Annotated in this window: 14 protein-coding genes and 1 other RNA gene; 13 read left to right on the top strand and 2 right to left on the bottom strand. The window is 32.8% G+C overall.

Annotated features, from left to right (window positions below; translation table 11 throughout):
- The first annotated feature begins 79 nt into the window (after nucleotides 1-79).
- Genes DFQ07_RS00170 through murA form a run of 3 tightly spaced genes read left to right on the top strand, consistent with a single transcriptional unit; the run spans nucleotide 80 to nucleotide 4,409 of the window.
- Nucleotides 80-2,407: an ATP-dependent helicase gene (locus DFQ07_RS00170; protein ID WP_133534267.1), complete on the top strand. Its 2,328-nt coding sequence runs from the start codon at nucleotides 80-82 to the stop codon at nucleotides 2,405-2,407.
- A gap of 46 nt (nucleotides 2,408-2,453) precedes the next feature.
- Nucleotides 2,454-3,092 (top strand): DUF4290 domain-containing protein, encoded by a 639-nt coding sequence (locus DFQ07_RS00165; RefSeq protein WP_133534266.1) that lies wholly within the window; start codon nucleotides 2,454-2,456, stop codon nucleotides 3,090-3,092.
- Nucleotides 3,093-4,409: a UDP-N-acetylglucosamine 1-carboxyvinyltransferase gene (murA, locus tag DFQ07_RS00160; RefSeq protein WP_133534265.1), complete on the top strand. Its 1,317-nt coding sequence runs from the start codon at nucleotides 3,093-3,095 to the stop codon at nucleotides 4,407-4,409.
- An 80-nt stretch (nucleotides 4,410-4,489) separates the two neighbouring features.
- Here murA and DFQ07_RS00155 read toward each other — a convergent pair whose 3' ends face one another.
- Complete coding sequence (locus DFQ07_RS00155) at nucleotides 4,490-4,681, bottom strand: hypothetical protein (protein WP_133534264.1); 192 nt, start codon at nucleotides 4,679-4,681, stop codon at nucleotides 4,490-4,492.
- Between the two features lie 197 nt (nucleotides 4,682-4,878).
- Here DFQ07_RS00155 and DFQ07_RS00150 point away from each other — a divergent pair, with 197 nt between their 5' ends.
- The 10 genes from DFQ07_RS00150 to DFQ07_RS00105 all read left to right on the top strand — a co-directional run bounded on the left by DFQ07_RS00150 (nucleotide 4,879) and on the right by DFQ07_RS00105 (nucleotide 17,121).
- Nucleotides 4,879-5,454, top strand: coding sequence for a nucleotide exchange factor GrpE (locus DFQ07_RS00150; RefSeq protein WP_243743902.1), 576 nt, complete (start codon nucleotides 4,879-4,881; stop codon nucleotides 5,452-5,454).
- An 86-nt stretch (nucleotides 5,455-5,540) separates the two neighbouring features.
- Entirely contained in the window at nucleotides 5,541-6,668 is a 1,128-nt protein-coding gene (dnaJ, locus tag DFQ07_RS00145) for a molecular chaperone DnaJ (RefSeq protein ID WP_133534263.1), read from the top strand.
- A 182-nt stretch (nucleotides 6,669-6,850) separates the two neighbouring features.
- Nucleotides 6,851-7,159, top strand: an RNA gene (gene rnpB, locus DFQ07_RS00140) — RNase P RNA component class A.
- A gap of 555 nt (nucleotides 7,160-7,714) precedes the next feature.
- On the top strand, nucleotides 7,715-10,492 hold the full coding sequence (locus tag DFQ07_RS00135; RefSeq protein WP_133534262.1) for a bifunctional aconitate hydratase 2/2-methylisocitrate dehydratase: 2,778 nt from the start codon (nucleotides 7,715-7,717) through the stop codon (nucleotides 10,490-10,492).
- A 172-nt stretch (nucleotides 10,493-10,664) separates the two neighbouring features.
- Nucleotides 10,665-12,932 (top strand): aconitate hydratase, encoded by a 2,268-nt coding sequence (locus tag DFQ07_RS00130; RefSeq protein WP_133534261.1) that lies wholly within the window; start codon nucleotides 10,665-10,667, stop codon nucleotides 12,930-12,932.
- A 104-nt stretch (nucleotides 12,933-13,036) separates the two neighbouring features.
- Nucleotides 13,037-13,708, top strand: coding sequence for a Crp/Fnr family transcriptional regulator (locus DFQ07_RS00125; RefSeq protein WP_133534260.1), 672 nt, complete (start codon nucleotides 13,037-13,039; stop codon nucleotides 13,706-13,708).
- Between the two features lie 76 nt (nucleotides 13,709-13,784).
- Nucleotides 13,785-14,669, top strand: coding sequence for an anti-sigma factor (locus DFQ07_RS00120; protein WP_133534259.1), 885 nt, complete (start codon nucleotides 13,785-13,787; stop codon nucleotides 14,667-14,669).
- A 78-nt stretch (nucleotides 14,670-14,747) separates the two neighbouring features.
- Complete coding sequence (locus DFQ07_RS00115) at nucleotides 14,748-15,458, top strand: peptidoglycan DD-metalloendopeptidase family protein (protein WP_133534258.1); 711 nt, start codon at nucleotides 14,748-14,750, stop codon at nucleotides 15,456-15,458.
- Between the two features lie 20 nt (nucleotides 15,459-15,478).
- A complete protein-coding gene (locus tag DFQ07_RS00110; protein WP_317126674.1) occupies nucleotides 15,479-15,994 on the top strand; it encodes a DUF6495 family protein in 516 nt (171 codons plus the stop codon).
- Between the two features lie 8 nt (nucleotides 15,995-16,002).
- A complete protein-coding gene (locus DFQ07_RS00105) occupies nucleotides 16,003-17,121 on the top strand; it encodes a serine hydrolase domain-containing protein (RefSeq protein WP_133534257.1) in 1,119 nt (372 codons plus the stop codon).
- A 23-nt stretch (nucleotides 17,122-17,144) separates the two neighbouring features.
- On the opposite strand, the gene DFQ07_RS00100 is transcribed toward DFQ07_RS00105, so the two are convergent.
- Nucleotides 17,145-17,825, bottom strand: a complete 681-nt coding sequence (locus DFQ07_RS00100; protein WP_133534256.1) for an SIR2 family NAD-dependent protein deacylase — start codon at nucleotides 17,823-17,825, stop codon at nucleotides 17,145-17,147.
- Between the last annotated feature and the right edge of the window lie 13 nt (nucleotides 17,826-17,838).

Genomic DNA, 17,838 nt, shown 5'->3' with positions numbered 1-17,838 from the left:
AAAAAAAGGCTTAGAATCTTTAAAAAACCTAAAAGAATAGTTAATTTCCCATTTTTAAATTCTTACAATTTATTTTTCATTGAGCACTTATTTAGAGCAACTTAACGAACCACAGAGAGCCGCCGTTTTACAAAAAGACGGTCCAATGATAATTATTGCCGGAGCAGGGTCGGGTAAAACACGTGTGTTAACCTACAAAATTGCGTATTTAATGGAGCAAGGGGTGGACGCATTTAACATTTTATCGCTTACCTTTACTAACAAAGCTGCGCGCGAAATGAAAGACCGTATCGGTAAGGTGGTAGGGTATAGCGAAGCTAAAAATTTATGGATGGGAACTTTTCACTCGGTTTTTGCGCGTATTTTACGTTCTGAAGCAGATAGATTAGGTTATCCATCAAATTTTACTATTTACGATACACAAGATTCTGTTCGATTAATAACGGCGATTATCAAAGAAATGAATTTGGATAAAGACCGATACAAACCAAAGCAAATTTTGAGTAGAATATCGTCTTTTAAAAATAGTTTAATTACGGTTAGAGCCTATTTTAATAACTCTGATTTACAACAAGCCGATTTAGAAGCTAGTAGACCTAGAACTGGAGATATTTATAAAGAATATGTAGATAGATGTTTTAAGTCTGGAGCAATGGATTTTGATGATTTGTTGTTGCGTACCAATGAGTTACTAGCACGTTTTCCTGATGTATTGGCAAAATATCAAGACCGTTTTCGTTATATTTTGGTAGATGAGTACCAAGATACCAACCATTCACAGTATTTAATTGTGCGGGCGTTGGCAGATCGTTTCCAGAATATTTGTGTGGTAGGTGATGATTCGCAAAGTATTTATGGGTTCCGTGGAGCGAATATTCAAAATATTTTGAATTTCCAGAAGGATTATCCAGATGTAAAAACATTCAAATTAGAGCAAAATTACCGTTCGACTAGTAATATTGTTCGTGCTGCAAACAGCGTAATTGATAAAAACAAAACGAAGTTAGACAAAGAAATTTGGACAGCAAACGATGCAGGAGATAGTGTAAAAGTAATGCGTACAATTTCCGATGGAGAAGAAGGACGCTTTGTAGCACAATCTATTTGGGAAAACCAAATGAATCATCAACTAACGAGCGATCAGTTTGCTATTTTATATCGTACCAATGCACAATCGAGAGCGATAGAAGATGCGTTGCGTAAAAAAGATATCAAGTATAAGATTTATGGAGGAATCTCATTCTATCAACGTAAAGAAATTAAAGACTTACTATCGTATTTGCGAATTTTAATCAACCCGAATGATGAAGAAGCCTTAAAACGTATCATCAATTACCCTGCGAGAGGTATTGGCGCAACTACGATAGATAAATTAACAATTGCAGCGAATCATTATAAAAAATCGATGTTTGATATTTTAAAGAATATCAGCACGATTGATATCAATATCAATTCTGGAACTAAAACAAAGTTGCAGAATTTTGTAAACATGATACAGCGTTTTCAAATAGAAGCGCAGACTAAAAATGCGTTTGAGATAGCTGATTTGGTGGTAAAGCAAACGCAGTTAGTTAAAGATTTACAAAAAGATGGAACTCCTGAAGGGGTTAATAAAGTTGAAAACGTACAAGAATTACTGAATGGAATAAAAGATTTTATTACGGATAAAATTGAAACAGGAGAAGACGCTTCGTTAACTTCATTTTTAGAAGATGTAGCATTAGCCACCGATTTTGATTCTGATAAGCAAGATGAAGAACCACGTGTTTCATTAATGACCATTCACTTATCCAAAGGATTAGAGTTTCCGTATGTATATATTGTTGGTTTGGAGGAAAGCTTATTTCCTTCTGCGATGAGTATGAATACTCGTAGCGAATTAGAAGAAGAACGTCGTTTGTTTTATGTAGCTTTAACAAGAGCTGAAAAAGGAGCTTATTTAACCTATGCACAAACACGTTATCGTTGGGGGAAATTAACGGATGGAGAACCGAGTAGATTCTTAGAAGAAATTGACGATCAGTACTTAGAGTATTTAACGCCAAAAGTACCAGAGCCTTCTGCAAATAGGTTTATAGATGCAAGTCTGTTTGACGATGAACCAAAGAAAATTCGTTTTCAAAAGCCTATTCAGAAAAAAAGAAAAGAGTTTTTAGCTAAGAAAGAAAAACCAACAGCGGTTCCGCCAAAAGGGAACATGAAAAAGGTTTCAGAATTGAGTCCGAAAATGAATTTGTTTGATGGAGAAATTACGGTAGGTAATATTGTTGAACATAATCGTTTTGGAACAGGAAAAGTATTAGCATTAGAAGGAAAAGGTCCCAATAAAAAAGCTGAAATAGAGTTTAGTACAGCAGGCAAGAAGAAATTATTATTACAATTTGCAAAATTGAGGGTAATCGGATAGATAATTCATAATAATTACCTATTTTGCATGGATAAAATATAGAGAAATGACGTTTGATTTAGAATACAATTCAGAAAGATCCAAATTAATAATTCCAGAATACGGAAGACATATACAAAAACTGGTTAATCATTGCGTTGCTCTAGAAGATAGAGAAGAACGTAATACTATGGCTAAAGCAATAATTGATGTCATGGGTAATTTACAGCCACATTTACGTGATGTACCCGATTTTAAGCATAAGTTATGGGATCAGTTACATATCATGTCTGATTTTAAGTTAGATGTAGATTCTCCGTATGAGACACCTTCAAAGGAAGAACTGACTGAAAAGCCAGAAAAAATGGCGTATCCTAAATCAGCTTCAAAATACCGTTTTTATGGTACTAATATCCAAACCATGATTGATGTTGCATTAACATGGGAAGATGGTGATATAAAAGAAGCCTTGGTGTTTACCATTGCAAACCATATGAAAAAATGCTATTTAAATTGGAATAAAGACACGGTGGATGATAATGTGATTTTTGATCATTTATATGAATTGTCTGATGGAAGAATTGATATTCGAGGTCTTGAAGAAGATTTAACAGATAGTAAAAGCTTATTAAGAAAGCGTACTAGTCAAGGACAACACAAAAGTCACCCAAAAGGAAAGTCAAACACAAAATACAGAAAAAAGTAAATGGCATCATTTAAAATTGAAGGAGGTCACAAATTAAAAGGAACAATTACACCACAGGGAGCTAAAAACGAAGCATTACAAGTTATTTGTGCGGTGTTATTGACTTCAGAAAAAGTAATTATCAACAATATTCCTGACATTATTGATGTTAATAAACTAATTTTTATTTTAGGAGAATTAGGAGTTAAGATAGAGAGACTATCTAAAAATTCGTATAGCTTTCAAGCTGATGATATCAATTTAAATTATTTAGAGTCAGCAGAGTTTAAGCGTGATGGAAGTTCATTAAGAGGATCTATAATGATAGTTGGTCCGTTATTAGCTCGTTTTGGAAAAGGATATATCCCACGTCCTGGAGGTGATAAAATTGGACGTCGTCGTTTAGATACCCACTTTGAAGGATTCATCAATTTAGGAGCAAAATTCCGTTACAATCGTGAAGAATATTTTTACGGGGTAGAAACTGAAACAGGATTGGTAGGTGCCGATATGTTATTAGATGAAGCTTCAGTTACAGGTACCGCTAATATTATTATGGCAGCTGTATTAGCTAAAGGAACTACCACAATATATAATGCCGCATGCGAACCGTATATTCAACAATTATCAAAAATGTTGAATTCTATGGGAGCAAAGATTTCAGGTGTAGGTTCTAATTTACTTACAGTTGAAGGAGTAGAGTCTTTAGGTGGTTGCGAGCATACTATTTTACCTGATATGATTGAGATCGGTAGTTGGATTGGTATGGCAGCTATGACACGTTCTGAGTTAACAATTAAAAATGTTAGTTGGGATGATTTAGGGCAGATTCCAAATGTATTTAGAAAGTTAGGAATTCAACTAGAAAAAAAAGGAGACGATATTTATATTCCGGAACAAGAAAGTTATGAAATCCAAAGTTATATTGATGGGTCTGTACTAACGGTAGCCGACGCACCTTGGCCAGGGTTTACGCCAGACTTATTAAGTATTGTATTAGTGGTAGCAACACAAGCAAAAGGAACGGTGTTAGTGCATCAAAAAATGTTTGAAAGCCGCTTGTTTTTTGTAGATAAGCTAATAGATATGGGAGCTAAAGTAATCTTATGTGATCCTCATAGAGCTACGGTAATAGGTCATGATTTTGAGTCGCAGTTAAAAGCTACTAAAATGACTTCTCCAGATATACGTGCGGGTATTTCATTGTTAATAGCAGCACTTTCAGCTAAAGGAACGAGTATTATCAATAATATTGAACAGATAGATAGAGGTTATGAAGATATTGAGGCTCGTTTAAAATCTATCGGAGCAAAAATTGAAAGAATAGAAGATTTATAAATCAATCAATTTTATAAAACAAACAAAAACAGCTACTTTCAAAGTAGCTGTTTTTTTTAATAATTAATGAAAATTATTATTTAGATTTCTTCATTACAAGTATATTCTTGTGTACAAGCAAAATATTGTTGGCAATATATAGGACCTGTGACTCTACCTGCACAATCACATCCACATTTGTTAAGGTCAACTATAGCACCACCAGTTAAACTTTTTTGTTGTTCTTTAGAAAGAATAGAAACTCCTGAAATGTTTAAAAAATTTTTCTTCATAACGAGGGACTTAAATGTTTTTAAATTAATTAATAAAAATTTCTTCTAAGATATGGTATTGAAATATCTTAAAAAAATATAAGCATACTTTTATATGTTAAATTTAAGTGTCCTAAATAAGAGGGATATTGTACAATGTCATTATGACACTATTTTTTTATTGGCAGTATTATTGTTAGTCAAAAGATGTAAAATACATGAAACGATTTACAATGAGTAAAGATCAATATACAAAAGAAGACGAAATTAATGACGCTGTTAAAAATGGCGAGTTAGGAGAGAATCAAGAAGAAACTCAAGAAAATAAAGAGGTTGAGGCAAAAGAAGAACCAACAGCAGAAGAGTTGATTCAAGCAGAAAAAGATAAATATTTACGTTTATTTGCTGAGTTTGAAAACTATAAAAAGCGCACTTCTAAAGAACGTATTGAACTTTTTAAAACTGCTAGTCAAGAATTAATGACAGCTTTACTGCCAATTATGGATGATTTTGACAGAGGTTTGGCAGAAATTAAAAAGTCTGAGGATACTGAATTGTTTAAAGGTATGGAACTTATTAACAATAAGTTTAAAAGTACATTAACTCAAAAAGGATTAACAGAGATAGAAGTGAAGCCTGGTGATGATTTTGATGCAGAAATTCACGATGCAATTACACAAATACCAGCACCGACAGATGATTTAAAAGGAAAGATTATCGATTGTGTTGAAAAAGGGTATAAGTTAGGAGATAAAATAATTCGTCACCCTAAAGTAGTAATGGGGCAAGCGTAAAACAATTATCATTAATACAATTATTGGTTGTTGTTTAATAAAAATAGTTGAGATAACTGTTTATTGATAATTGAACATTGAAAATTATGGCAAAACAAGATTATTACGAAATATTAGGTATATCTAAATCGGCATCACAGGCTGAAATAAAGAAAGCATACCGAAAAATGGCAATCAAATATCATCCAGATAAGAATCCTGATGATAAAGATGCTGAAGAAAAATTCAAACTAGCAGCTGAAGCTTATGAAGTATTGAGTGATGAGAATAAGAAAGCTCGTTACGACCAGTACGGACATGCAGCTTTTGAAGGTGGTCACGGAGGCTTTGGTGGCGGCGGTATGAATATGGATGACATATTTAGCCAATTCGGTGATATTTTCGGAGGTGCTTTTGGTGGCGGCTTTGGAGGCTTTGGAGGCGGTGGTCATCGTCGTCAAGCACGAGTTAAAGGAAGTAACTTACGTATTCGTGTAAAACTTACCTTAGAAGAAATAGCTAAAGGAGTTGAGAAGAAGGTAAAAGTTCGTAGAAAAGTTCAAGCAGAAGGAGTAACTTATAAAACGTGTTCAACTTGTAATGGTAGTGGGCAACAAATGAGAGTTACCAATACTATTTTAGGTAGAATGCAAACTGCTACTACTTGTAGTACTTGTCATGGAGCAGGAGAAATGTTAGATAGAAAGCCTAGTGGAGCTGATGCGCAAGGAATGGTGATAAAAGAAGAAACCGTTTCTATTAATATTCCAGAAGGGGTTACTGAAGGAGTACAATTAAAAGTAGGAGGGAAAGGAAATGAAGCACCTGGTAAAAATTCAATTCCAGGTGATTTATTAGTCTTAATAGAAGAAGTTCCTCACGAAACTCTTAAAAGAGAGGGAAGTAATATTCATTACGATTTGTACATTAATTTTTCTGAAGCTGTCTTAGGAACATCAAAAGAAATAGAAACTGTTACAGGAAAAGTAAAGATAAAGATAGACGCTGGAACACAATCAGGTAAGATTTTACGATTAAAAGGAAAAGGTTTGCCTAGTATAGAGCGTTACGGGCACGGAGATTTCTTAATTCATATTAATGTATGGACACCTCAAGAATTATCGAAAGAACAACGTAGTTTTTTTGAGGAAATGCAAGAGGACGAGAACTTTAGCCCGAACCCACAGAAGTCAGATAAATCCTTTTTTGAGAAAGTTAAAGACATGTTTTCTTAAATAAAACTTAAAAAAGATAATTTTTTTTAAATAAAATTTTTTTTAATTAAAAAACGTTTATATATTTGTAGTGTCTAGGAGACGTTCTAGACACTTTTTCTTTTTCATAGCAATTTTCCCACTCAATTCTTTTGAGTGGGTTTTTTTATGAATGAGGGTATGAACCTTGTAAAAATAAAATAAGAGCAGACCTATCTTATCGACTTATATTAATATAAGTAGGAAAGTCTGGACACCATAGAGTAGCATAGCGGATAACATCCGTCCGGTGTAAACCGAGGACAAGTGCAACAGAAAGTATGTACAGGTAATGCTGTAGTGAAACCAGGTAAACTCTATGCGGTGCAATGCCATGTACATTAGAGCTTGAGCGTTACTCGCGCGATTCTAAGGGGTAGGCAGATTGATTCCGTAAGTAATTTCGGAACTAGATAAATGATAAGAACCTCATTTTTGAGGGACAGAATCCAGCTTATGGGTCTGCTTTTTTCTTTTACTTCTTATTTAGAATAATTATAATCAATTTAACAAATAAGTAATCTAATCTATTTTGCTTATTTGTTAAAATTTTAACTTTTTTTAACCTTTTTGTTGAGTTAAAATTAAATTTCAAATATTTTTTTGAATTAAATTCAGTGATATTGATAATGTATTGATTATTTTTTAATATCGTTTTAAAATTGTAGTTTTGCTCTGCAAAAATTAACAACTATAGCATAATTATTCCTATGTTTTTACATAGTTGTGATAGAGAATAATTACTTAATACTTAATGGTAGTTATCAATATAATTTAAAGAAGTAAAGCAAGTGTAAATTTGTGTAAACTATTTAAGAAAGCTTTAGATTCTTACAAAAAGTTAGTAATTAAAACTTCTTCATTTGGTTTAGTTGTAGATTGTATTTTTTGCACAAGTAGATTTGCATTTTTAAGTGCAATTCCTACAAATAAAACCGTTACAATTTTATTTAGGCGGGAAAAAGAAAAGCAATTATAAATAATTGCTGTTTACAAAACTGCCTTAAAGCTGAAAAGATTTTTTATTTATGAACATTTACGAAGATTACATTAAAGAAATTGAAGAACGAAAAAAACAAGGTTTAAATCCTAAACCTATTGATGGTTCGGAATTGTTGAGTGAAATTATCTCACAAATTAAAGATGTAAACAATCCCCACAGAGAAGATTCTCTTAAGTTTTTTATTTATAATACCTTACCGGGAACAACAAGTGCTGCAGGGGTAAAAGCAAAATTTTTAAAAGAAATTATTCTTGGTGAATCAGTAGTTGAAGAAATTTCACCAGCTTTTGCTTTTGAACAATTAGGGCATATGAAAGGAGGAGCTTCTATAGAAGTTTTACTTGATTTAGCTTTAGGTAGCGATGCTGCTATAGCTGAAGAAGCAGCAAAAGTATTGAAAACACAGGTGTTTTTATATGAAGCGGATACTGAGCGTTTAGAAAAAGCTTATAAAGCGGGTAGTGTAATAGCAAAAGAAATTATAGAAAGTTATGCACAAGCAGAATTTTTTACAAAGCTACCAGAAATAGAAGAAGAAATTAATGTAGTTACTTATATTGCTGGAGTAGGAGATATTTCTACAGATTTATTATCTCCAGGTGCTGATGCGCACTCTAGATCTGATCGTGAGCTACATGGACAGTCTATTTTTGAGCATAATAAAGATATGCAAAAAGAGTTGCTAGCATTGAAAGAAGAGCATCCAGACAAACGTGTGATGTTAGTCGCTGAAAAAGGAACTATGGGAGTAGGGTCTTCAAGAATGTCAGGTGTAAATAATGTTGCTTTATGGACAGGTATTGAGTCTAGTCCATACGTCCCATTTATCAATATTGCACCAGTAATTGCAGGGACTAATGGAATTTCACCAATTTTCTTAACTACAGTTGGGGTAACAGGTGGTATTGGTATCGATCTTAAAAACTGGGTGAAACAAAAAGATGCTAATGGTAATACGATTGTAGATGAAGATGGAGAACCTATTTTAAAGCAAGAATATTCTGTTGAAACTGGAACTGTTTTAACTATTAATACAAAAACTAAGAAATTATATAACGGAGATAAAGAGTTAAAAGATATTTCAGCAGCATTAACTCCACAAAAAATGGAGTTTATAAAAGCAGGAGGATCTTATGCAGTTGTTTTTGGTAAAAAATTGCAAACCTTTGCGGCTAAGGTATTAGGAATCGAAGTTCCTCAAGTATATGCTACTTCTAAAGAAATTTCTATTGAAGGTCAAGGATTGACTGCTGTTGAAAAAATCTTCAACAAAAATGCGGTAGGAACAACTCCAGGAAAAACATTACATGCAGGTTCTGATGCACGTGTAGAAGTGAATATTGTAGGTTCTCAAGATACTACAGGGTTAATGACTTCTCAAGAGTTAGAAATGATGGCAGCGACTGTTATTTCTCCAATAGTGGACGGAGCTTATCAATCAGGTTGTCATACAGCTTCAGTATGGGATGATAAATCAAAAGCAAACATTCCAAGATTAATGAAGTTTATGAACGATTTCGGTTTAATCACAGGTCGTGATCCAAAAGGACAATATCCTGCAATGACTGACGTAATTCATAAAGTATTAAATGATATTACAGTAAGTGATTGGGATATTATTATTGGAGGAGATTCTCACACACGTATGTCAAAAGGTGTTGCTTTTGGTGCAGATTCTGGTACTGTAGCATTAGCTTTAGCAACAGGTGAAGCAACTATGCCAATTCCACAATCTGTAAAAGTAACCTTTAAAGGAAACATGAGAAGTTTCATGGATTTCCGTGATGTAGTGCATGCAACTCAACAGCAAATGTTGAAACAGTTTGATGGAGAAAATGTTTTCCAAGGAAGAGTTATTGAAGTACATATTGGTACTTTAACTGCTGACCAAGCATTTACATTTACTGACTGGACTGCAGAAATGAAAGCGAAAGCTTCTATTTGTATTTCAGAAGATGAAACATTAATTGAATCATTAGAAATTGCTAGAGATCGTATCCAAATCATGATTGATAAAGGAATGGATAATGAAAAGCAAGTATTAAAAGGTTTAGTTGACAAAGCGAATACTAGAATTCAAGAGGTTAAAACAGGTATCAAACCAGCGTTAAAACCAGATGCTGATGCTAAATATTATGCAGAGGTTGTTATCGATTTAGATGAAATAGCTGAACCAATGATTGCTGACCCTGATGTTAATAACGAAGATGTTTCTAAACGTTATACACACGATACTATTAGACCATTATCATTCTATGGAGGAACTAAAAAAGTAGATTTAGGTTTCGTGGGGTCTTGTATGGTTCATAAAGGAGATATGAAAATCTTAGCTCAAATGTTGAAAAATATTGAAGCGCAACAAGGTAAAGTAGAATTCAATGCTCCGTTAGTAGTAGCTCCACCAACATACAACATTGTTGATGAGTTAAAAGTAGAAGGAGACTGGGAAGTATTACAAAAATATTCAGGATTTGAATTTGATGATAATGCACCAAAAGGGGCAGCACGTACGAAGTATGAAAACATGTTGTATTTAGAGCGTCCAGGTTGTAACTTATGTATGGGTAACCAAGAAAAAGCAGAACCAGGAGATACTGTAATGGCTACTTCGACACGATTATTCCAAGGAAGAGTTGTAAAAGATTCTGGAGAGAAAAAAGGAGAATCTTTATTGTCATCTACTCCAGTTGTAGTATTATCTACTATTTTAGGAAGAACTCCTACGATGGAAGAATACGAAAAAGCTGTTGATGGTATTGTATTAACTAAGTTTAAACCATCTCAAAAGCAATTAGTAATTTAATTTAAATTATTTACTAGAATATAAAAGCCCGTGTGAAAACTCGGGCTTTATTTTTTTACTAAAAAAATTAAACAATAGAAAAAAGTTATTTAAACTTATTATAATTATATAATAACTATATTTTATGCTATTATTTTTTGGTAAATTAGTGCATTAAACAAAAATAATACATATGGCTTTTGATATTAATATGATAAAAGAGGTATACAGTAAAGTGGCAGAAAGAGTAGATGCTGCTCGCAAAATTACTGGCAAACCTTTAACATTAGCAGAGAAAATTTTATACACGCACCTTTGGGATGGTACACCTACTAAAACTTTTCAAAGAGGAAAAGATTATGTTGATTTTGCCCCAGATCGTATAGCTTGTCAAGATGCAACTGCACAAATGGCGTTGTTACAGTTTATGCAAGCGGGTAAAACAAAGGTAGCCGTACCAACAACTGTGCATTGTGATCATTTAATTCAAGCTAAGGATGGAGCAGCTACAGATTTAAAACATGCAAATGATGTTAGTAGTGAAGTTTTTAATTTTTTAGAATCTGTATCTAATAAGTATGGTATTGGTTTCTGGAAACCAGGAGCAGGAATCATTCACCAAGTAGTATTAGAAAACTACGCTTTTCCAGGAGGAATGATGATTGGTACCGATTCTCATACTGTAAATGCAGGTGGATTAGGAATGGTAGCTATTGGTGTTGGTGGTGCTGATGCAGTAGATGTAATGGCAGGTATGCCATGGGAATTAAAATTTCCAAAGTTAATTGGTGTCAAATTAACAGGAAAATTATCAGGATGGACAGCTCCAAAAGATGTGATTTTAAAAGTTGCTGAAATTCTTACAGTAAAAGGAGGAACAGGAGCAATTGTAGAATATTTTGGTCCTGGTGCAACAGCAATGTCATGTACAGGTAAAGGAACTATTTGTAACATGGGAGCTGAAATAGGAGCAACCACCTCTACTTTTGGATATGATGAATCTATGGAGCGTTATTTACGCGCTACCGATAGAAACGATGTAGCAGATGCAGCAAATGAGATTAAAGAATATTTAACGGCAGACCCCGAAGTATATGCAAACCCTGAGCAATATTTTGATCAGGTTATTGAAATTAATTTATCAGAATTAGGACCGTTATTAAATGGACCTTTTACTCCTGATTTATCTACTTCGGTAGGTAAAGAAATGACAGAAAAAGCTCAAGCAAATGATTGGCCATTACAAGTAGAATGGGGGTTAATAGGTTCTTGTACGAACTCTTCTTATGAAGACTTATCACGTGCGGCTTCTATTGCGCAACAAGCAATTGATAAAGGATTAAAGATCAAGTCTGAATTAGGAATTAATCCAGGTTCAGAACAGGTTCGTTATACAGCAGAAAGGGATGGTATTTTAGAACTTTTTGAAAAATTAGATGCTAAAATATTTACCAATGCATGTGGACCATGTATTGGACAATGGGCTAGATATAGTGACCCTAAAAATGCACCAAAGAATAGTATTGTACACTCGTTTAACCGTAATTTTGCTAAAAGAGCAGACGGTAATCCAAATACACACGCGTTTGTTGCCTCACCAGAATTAACCGCAGCCATTGCTATTTCAGGACGTTTAGATTTTAATCCAATTACCGATACGCTAATCAATGAAAATGGAGAAGAAGTAAAATTAGACGAACCAACAGGATGGGAATTACCGCCTAAAGGTTTTGAAGTTAAGGATAATGGGTATTTAGCACCAGAAGAAGACGGAAGTCATGTAGAAATAGTTGTAAACCCTAATTCAGAGCGTTTAGAATTATTAACTCCGTTTGAGCCAATTGGTGACACAATTAATGGAGCGAAGTTATTAATAAAAGCACATGGTAAATGTACTACCGACCATATTTCTATGGCTGGACCTTGGTTACGTTACCGCGGACACTTAGATAATATTTCGAATAACATGTTAATTGGAGCAGTGAATGCTTATAACATGCAAACAAATTTTGTGAAAAATCAATTAACGGGTGAGTATGATGCAGTACCTAAGGTGCAGCGTGAGTACAAAGCAAAAGGAATCAAAACTATCGTAGTGGGAGATCACAATTATGGTGAAGGTTCTTCACGTGAGCATGCAGCTATGGAGCCTCGCCATCTAGGAGTGGCAGCTGTATTAGTAAAATCGTTTGCACGTATTCATGAAACAAATTTGAAAAAGCAAGGAATGTTAGGTTTGACGTTTGCAAATGAAGCAGATTACGATTTAATTCAAGAAGACGATACATTCAATTTCTTAGATTTAAATGAGTTTGCTCCAGGGAAACCATTAACGATTGAAGTGGTTCATTCAGATGGTTCAAAAAACACAATTATTGCAAACCATACTTATAATGAAGGGCAAATTGAATGGTATAAAGAAGGTTCTGCTCTAAATTTAATTAAAAAGCAAAATGACTAATCAAATAAAATTTGATAGTAAATAAAAAAAAGCTCTGGAAAATCCCAGAGCTTTTTTTGTAAAGAAGATTCTATTCTTTCGACCTAAATTTAAAAGTAAAAACTATGAGTGCACTTTGGTATTTTGAGGATGTTAATTTATTTAAAATATTATGCCCACATAAATATCCTGCTTACAAGGAAGATCATACATTAAATAAGTATAAAAAGAAGGATTATATTTATTTTGAAGAAGATGCTGCAAACAAAATTTATTTAATAGATAAAGGAAAGGTAAAAATAGGCTACTATACAGAAGAGGGAGAAGAAATTATCAAAGCAATTTTAACTAAAGGAGAGATATTTGGAGAGAAAGCTATTTTAGGGATTGACAAAAGAAATGAGTTTGCACAATCAATTGATAATGCTACAGAAATTTGTCCAGTATCAAGAGATACAATGTATTCATTAATGAGAGATAATGTATCTGTTAGCTTTAAGATTTATAAGTTCATAGGTTTACGAATGAAAAAATTAGAAAGAAGACTTCAACTATTATTATTCAAAGATACACGTACTCGTTTACTTGAGTTTTTTAAGGAGCTTTGTGAAGAATATGGTCATGAATGTGAAGAAACAGGAGATCAAGTAATAGAACATCCATATACACAAAAAGATATAGCAACATTAATTGGAACCTCAAGACCTACTTTAAATACTTTGTTGAATGAGTTAAAACAAGAAAGAATAATTGATTTTAACCGAAAAGAAATAAGATTACTCGAAAAAATTGCATAAGTGTAAGCTAGCTAACATTTTATAAGGAAATAGAAAAATAACTTTGTTTTTGTAAAAATCAAAATATACAAAAACAATGAAAAAAATACTTTTAATATTAGTGACAGTAAGCGCGTTAACTTTTGTTGCTTGTAACGATGATGACGATAATGCACCAAGAACTTCAAACCTAAGTTTAAATATTAGTGGTTTAGAAAATTTAGGATCGGATTTCGTTTACGAAGGTTGGATTATTGTCAGTGGATCCCCTGTTTCGACAGGTACTTTTAGTGTAAATGATTCAGGACAGCTATCACAATCTTCTTTTGTTGTAGATTCAGATATGTTGTCTGCAGCATCTACTTTTGTACTATCTATTGAACCATCAAACGATCCTGATCCTGCACCTGCGGCTACTAAAATTCTAGTAGGAGATTTCTCAGGAAGTTCAGCAAACATATCTTCAACAGGAATGGTAGGAGATTTTTCAAATTCGGCAGGAAAATATATTTTGGCTACACCAACAGACGGAATGAATAATAATGAGAGAAGTGGTATTTGGTTTTTAGATTTAGCGAGTGGAACTCCAGCAACAGGATTATCATTACCAACATTACCAGCAGGATGGAAGTATGAAGGATGGGTAATTATGAATGGGATGCCAATTAGCACAGGAACGTTTACTAATGTATCTATGGCAGATGATAATGCAGCAACAACAAATTTTAAGGGAGATGTAAATAATGGACCTGCATTTCCAGGAGAAGATTTTATTCAAAATGCACCAGCAGGTTTAACTTTTCCTACAGATTTAAGGGGAACTACTGCGGTTATATCTGTTGAACCAGATCCTGATAACAGTCCAAGTCCATTTACATTAAAACCTTTAGCTCATGGTGTTCCGTCTGATGCAGAAGATCATGTAACATTTGATATGGGAGCAGGGCCTGTTAGAGAAATTAGTGGAACTGTGACACGATAGAAAAACTTGTGTAATTTACAGATGTAAGAGTAATCAATTATCTTTGGTTACTCTTTTACTTTATATATAAATTAGTTTATGATAGATTTCTTAAAAAACATATCCAAAGTCCCATTGCATGTAATTAATACCAATATATCTTTTGATGAATACATTCCAATTTCTATAGTGGCATCAAACAAAGACTTAGTTTTTGATGTTTCTTCATCAAAAGAATGGGAAGCATATTTAGAAAGCTTTTTCTTAAAGCATAAAAAAAAGGTTGCTTTTGGAGGATATTTAGAGCAAAGAGATATTTATAGTAGAAGTGAGCATTTTAATAAGTTGTCAGAAGAAAACCAAAGAAATATTCACTTAGGTATTGATTTGTGGTGTGATGCTGATACTGATGTTTTAGCTGTGTTAGATGGAGAAATCCATAGTTTTAAAAATAATACAAACTATGGAGATTATGGTCCAACGATTATTCTTAAACATTCAATTGAAGGAAATGAGTTTTATTCATTATACGGTCATTTATCTTTAGAATCGTTAAAAAACTTAGAAGTTGGGACAAAATTCAGACAAGGAGAAAAAATAGGAACTTTAGGTGATAGTTCTGTCAATGGAGATTATGCGACACATTTACATTTTCAATTAATTATAGATATAGAAGATTATTATGGAGATTATCCAGGAGTATCTTCAAAAAAGACCTTAGATTTTTACAAACAAAATTGCCCTAACCCCAATTTATTACTAAAATTGCCAAATGAAACTCTCATAGAGGGATTAAGCAAAACAAGATAGTGTAGCTCTAATTAAAGAAAATGAATAAAGCTAGAGCTAATCAATTACAAAAATTTAAACGTTTGAAATATAGACAACTTACAAAAGAGCAGTTTGAAGGATTACATGAGGAGTTTGCACGTTTTTTAGCTTCACAAAACATTGATAAAAATGAATGGGATGAGTTAAAAAAAGAGAAGCCCCATGTAGCTGAAGATGAAATGAATGTGTTTAGTGATGTCGTTTGGGACGATGTACTTACCAAAACGAACTATTTAGAGCATTTTTCTCCAAAAGTGGTCAATTTATTTAAATGTGATGAAAAAGAAATTCATCGTATTGTTATAACAATAGATAAAGAAGTAAACGTACTTGAACAAGAAGGGTTTGAATGGCTATTAAAAAATCCACAAGATGAAGCTATAGAATTTTTAAGAGGATCAAAAGCGTATCAAGAAGAAAGAAATGTGGAATTGTTTGATTTAATTGAAAAAGGAAGCAACATTTCTAAAGGAGAATTATACGAATATTTCGATAGATTAACCTCAAAGGATTAATAAGGATAATGAAAATTGTATTTAAAAAGAAATTTGTATTAGTAGTCATATTCTTATTAGCAAGTCATATAAGAGGTCAAGTAAAAATAGCAGAAAAAGGAAATTATTTTAAATCAATAGCACTTAAAGCTAAGGAAGCTGAATTGTTGTTTGAACAAGTTAAAGTGTTTCCTAATGAGTCTGAATTTTCAATAGCTATTATTGAGAAAGGAAAAACCAAGTTTGTAGGATTAAAAAGAGTAAACGATACTATAATACAAGTAGAGAACAGTAAAAAAGTTTTTGAAATAGGTTCTATCAGTAAAGTTTTTACTGCAACTTTATTAACAAATTTTGTTCAAGAAAATAGATTAGAGTTAACTGCCGACGTACAAAAATATTTGGGATTTAATATAAGAACAGATCAAAAAATTACTTTTAAAGAATTGGTTAATCATACTTCAGGTTTACCAAGATTACCTTCAAATTTAAATTTATTAGTGGTTGATAAAAAAAATCCATATAAAAATTACGATTTAGAAAAGCTAAAACAGTATTTGACACAAGAAGTTAAACTAAAACAAAAACCAGGAGCTAAATATGGATATTCAAATCTTGGAGCAGGTTTACTTGGTTTTATACTTGAAGAAGTATCTAAATCTAATTATGAAACACTAGTACAAGAAAAAATTTTTTCAAAATATAAGATGACAAGTTCAACTACAGATAGAAAAATAGTAAAAGATAAACTTGTAAAAGGGTTAAATAAATTGGGAAAGGAAACTCAGAACTGGGATATGAATGTGCTTGTAGGTGCTGGTGGAATTTTATCTTCAGTAAATGATTTAGCTAAATTTGGTAAGGCTCAATTTAAAAAAGAAAATAAAGAATTAAAGCTTACACAACAACCAACTTTTAAGATAAATGAAAACATGGCTATTGGTTTAGGTTGGCACATTATAACAAATAGAAAGGGAGAGGATTTTATTTGGCATAATGGAGGAACTGGAGGGTATTCTTCTTCTATGGCATTAGATGTTGATGGTGAAAATGGTGTTATAATATTATCTAATGTGTCAGCTTTTCACAGGCAAAAGAAAAATATAGATAAATTATGTTTAGGACTGGTTAAAGCTTTAAATGAGTAAAAAAGAGTTTCTTTTATAGTTTATCAAAGCATACTGATTAATGTATCAGTACCAGTACTGGCAACGTCTTTAATAATAGTTAAATTATTAAAGGCGTTTTTGTTTACAGCAGGGTTAGGATCAATAAAGTAAATCGGAGTATTTGAAGTTACATAATCTACTAAACTTGCTGCTGGATATACTTGCATTGAAGTTCCGATTATAACCAAAATATCTGCTTGTAAAGTAATTTCAACCGCTTTCTCTAGTAGCGGAACATCTTCTCCAAACCAAACTATGTGTGGTCGTAACTGTGCATTTTCTTCACAGACATCTCCTAAAAGTATATCCTTCTTCCAAGAATATACCAAGTTTTCATTTTTTGTACTACGTACTTTTAATAATTCACCATGTAAGTGTAATACATTAGTACTACCTGCACGTTCGTGTAAGTCATCTACATTTTGAGTAATGATATTAACTTCAAAGGTGCTCTCTAAATCAGCCAAATTCAAATGTGCTTTGTTAGGTGTTACCTCTAAAAGTTGCCTTCTACGCTGGTTATAAAAGTCTAAAACTAATTCAGGGTTAGCTCTAAAGCCTTCAGGAGAAGCTACTTCATAAATATCATGTCCTTCCCATAAGCCATCAGCATCTCTAAAAGTTTTTAAACCACTCTCGGCACTAATACCAGCGCCTGTTAATACCACTAAACGTTTTTTCATAGATAAAATTGAG

This window comes from Tenacibaculum caenipelagi (genome assembly GCF_004363005.1).
Lineage (GTDB): Bacteria > Bacteroidota > Bacteroidia > Flavobacteriales > Flavobacteriaceae > Polaribacter > Polaribacter caenipelagi.
Note: the sequence above shows the minus strand (reverse complement) of the source record. Positions and strands in the feature narration are given on the sequence as shown.

Bases quoted from the DNA above. Each gene is read 5' to 3' on its own strand.
- DFQ07_RS00165 (WP_133534266.1), top strand. From the start codon at position 2,454: ATGACGTTTGATTTAGAATACAATTCAGAAAGATCCAAATTAATAATT.
- murA (WP_133534265.1), top strand. From the start codon at position 3,093: ATGGCATCATTTAAAATTGAAGGAGGTCACAAATTAAAAGGAACAATT.
- DFQ07_RS00155 (WP_133534264.1), bottom strand. From the start codon at position 4,681: ATGAAGAAAAATTTTTTAAACATTTCAGGAGTTTCTATTCTTTCTAAA.
- DFQ07_RS00150 (WP_243743902.1), top strand. From the start codon at position 4,879: ATGAAACGATTTACAATGAGTAAAGATCAATATACAAAAGAAGACGAA.
- dnaJ (WP_133534263.1), top strand. From the start codon at position 5,541: ATGGCAAAACAAGATTATTACGAAATATTAGGTATATCTAAATCGGCA.
- DFQ07_RS00135 (WP_133534262.1), top strand. From the start codon at position 7,715: ATGAACATTTACGAAGATTACATTAAAGAAATTGAAGAACGAAAAAAA.
- DFQ07_RS00130 (WP_133534261.1), top strand. From the start codon at position 10,665: ATGGCTTTTGATATTAATATGATAAAAGAGGTATACAGTAAAGTGGCA.
- DFQ07_RS00125 (WP_133534260.1), top strand. From the start codon at position 13,037: ATGAGTGCACTTTGGTATTTTGAGGATGTTAATTTATTTAAAATATTA.
- DFQ07_RS00120 (WP_133534259.1), top strand. From the start codon at position 13,785: ATGAAAAAAATACTTTTAATATTAGTGACAGTAAGCGCGTTAACTTTT.
- DFQ07_RS00115 (WP_133534258.1), top strand. From the start codon at position 14,748: ATGATAGATTTCTTAAAAAACATATCCAAAGTCCCATTGCATGTAATT.
- DFQ07_RS00110 (WP_317126674.1), top strand. From the start codon at position 15,479: ATGAATAAAGCTAGAGCTAATCAATTACAAAAATTTAAACGTTTGAAA.
- DFQ07_RS00105 (WP_133534257.1), top strand. From the start codon at position 16,003: ATGAAAATTGTATTTAAAAAGAAATTTGTATTAGTAGTCATATTCTTA.
- DFQ07_RS00100 (WP_133534256.1), bottom strand. From the start codon at position 17,825: ATGAAAAAACGTTTAGTGGTATTAACAGGCGCTGGTATTAGTGCCGAG.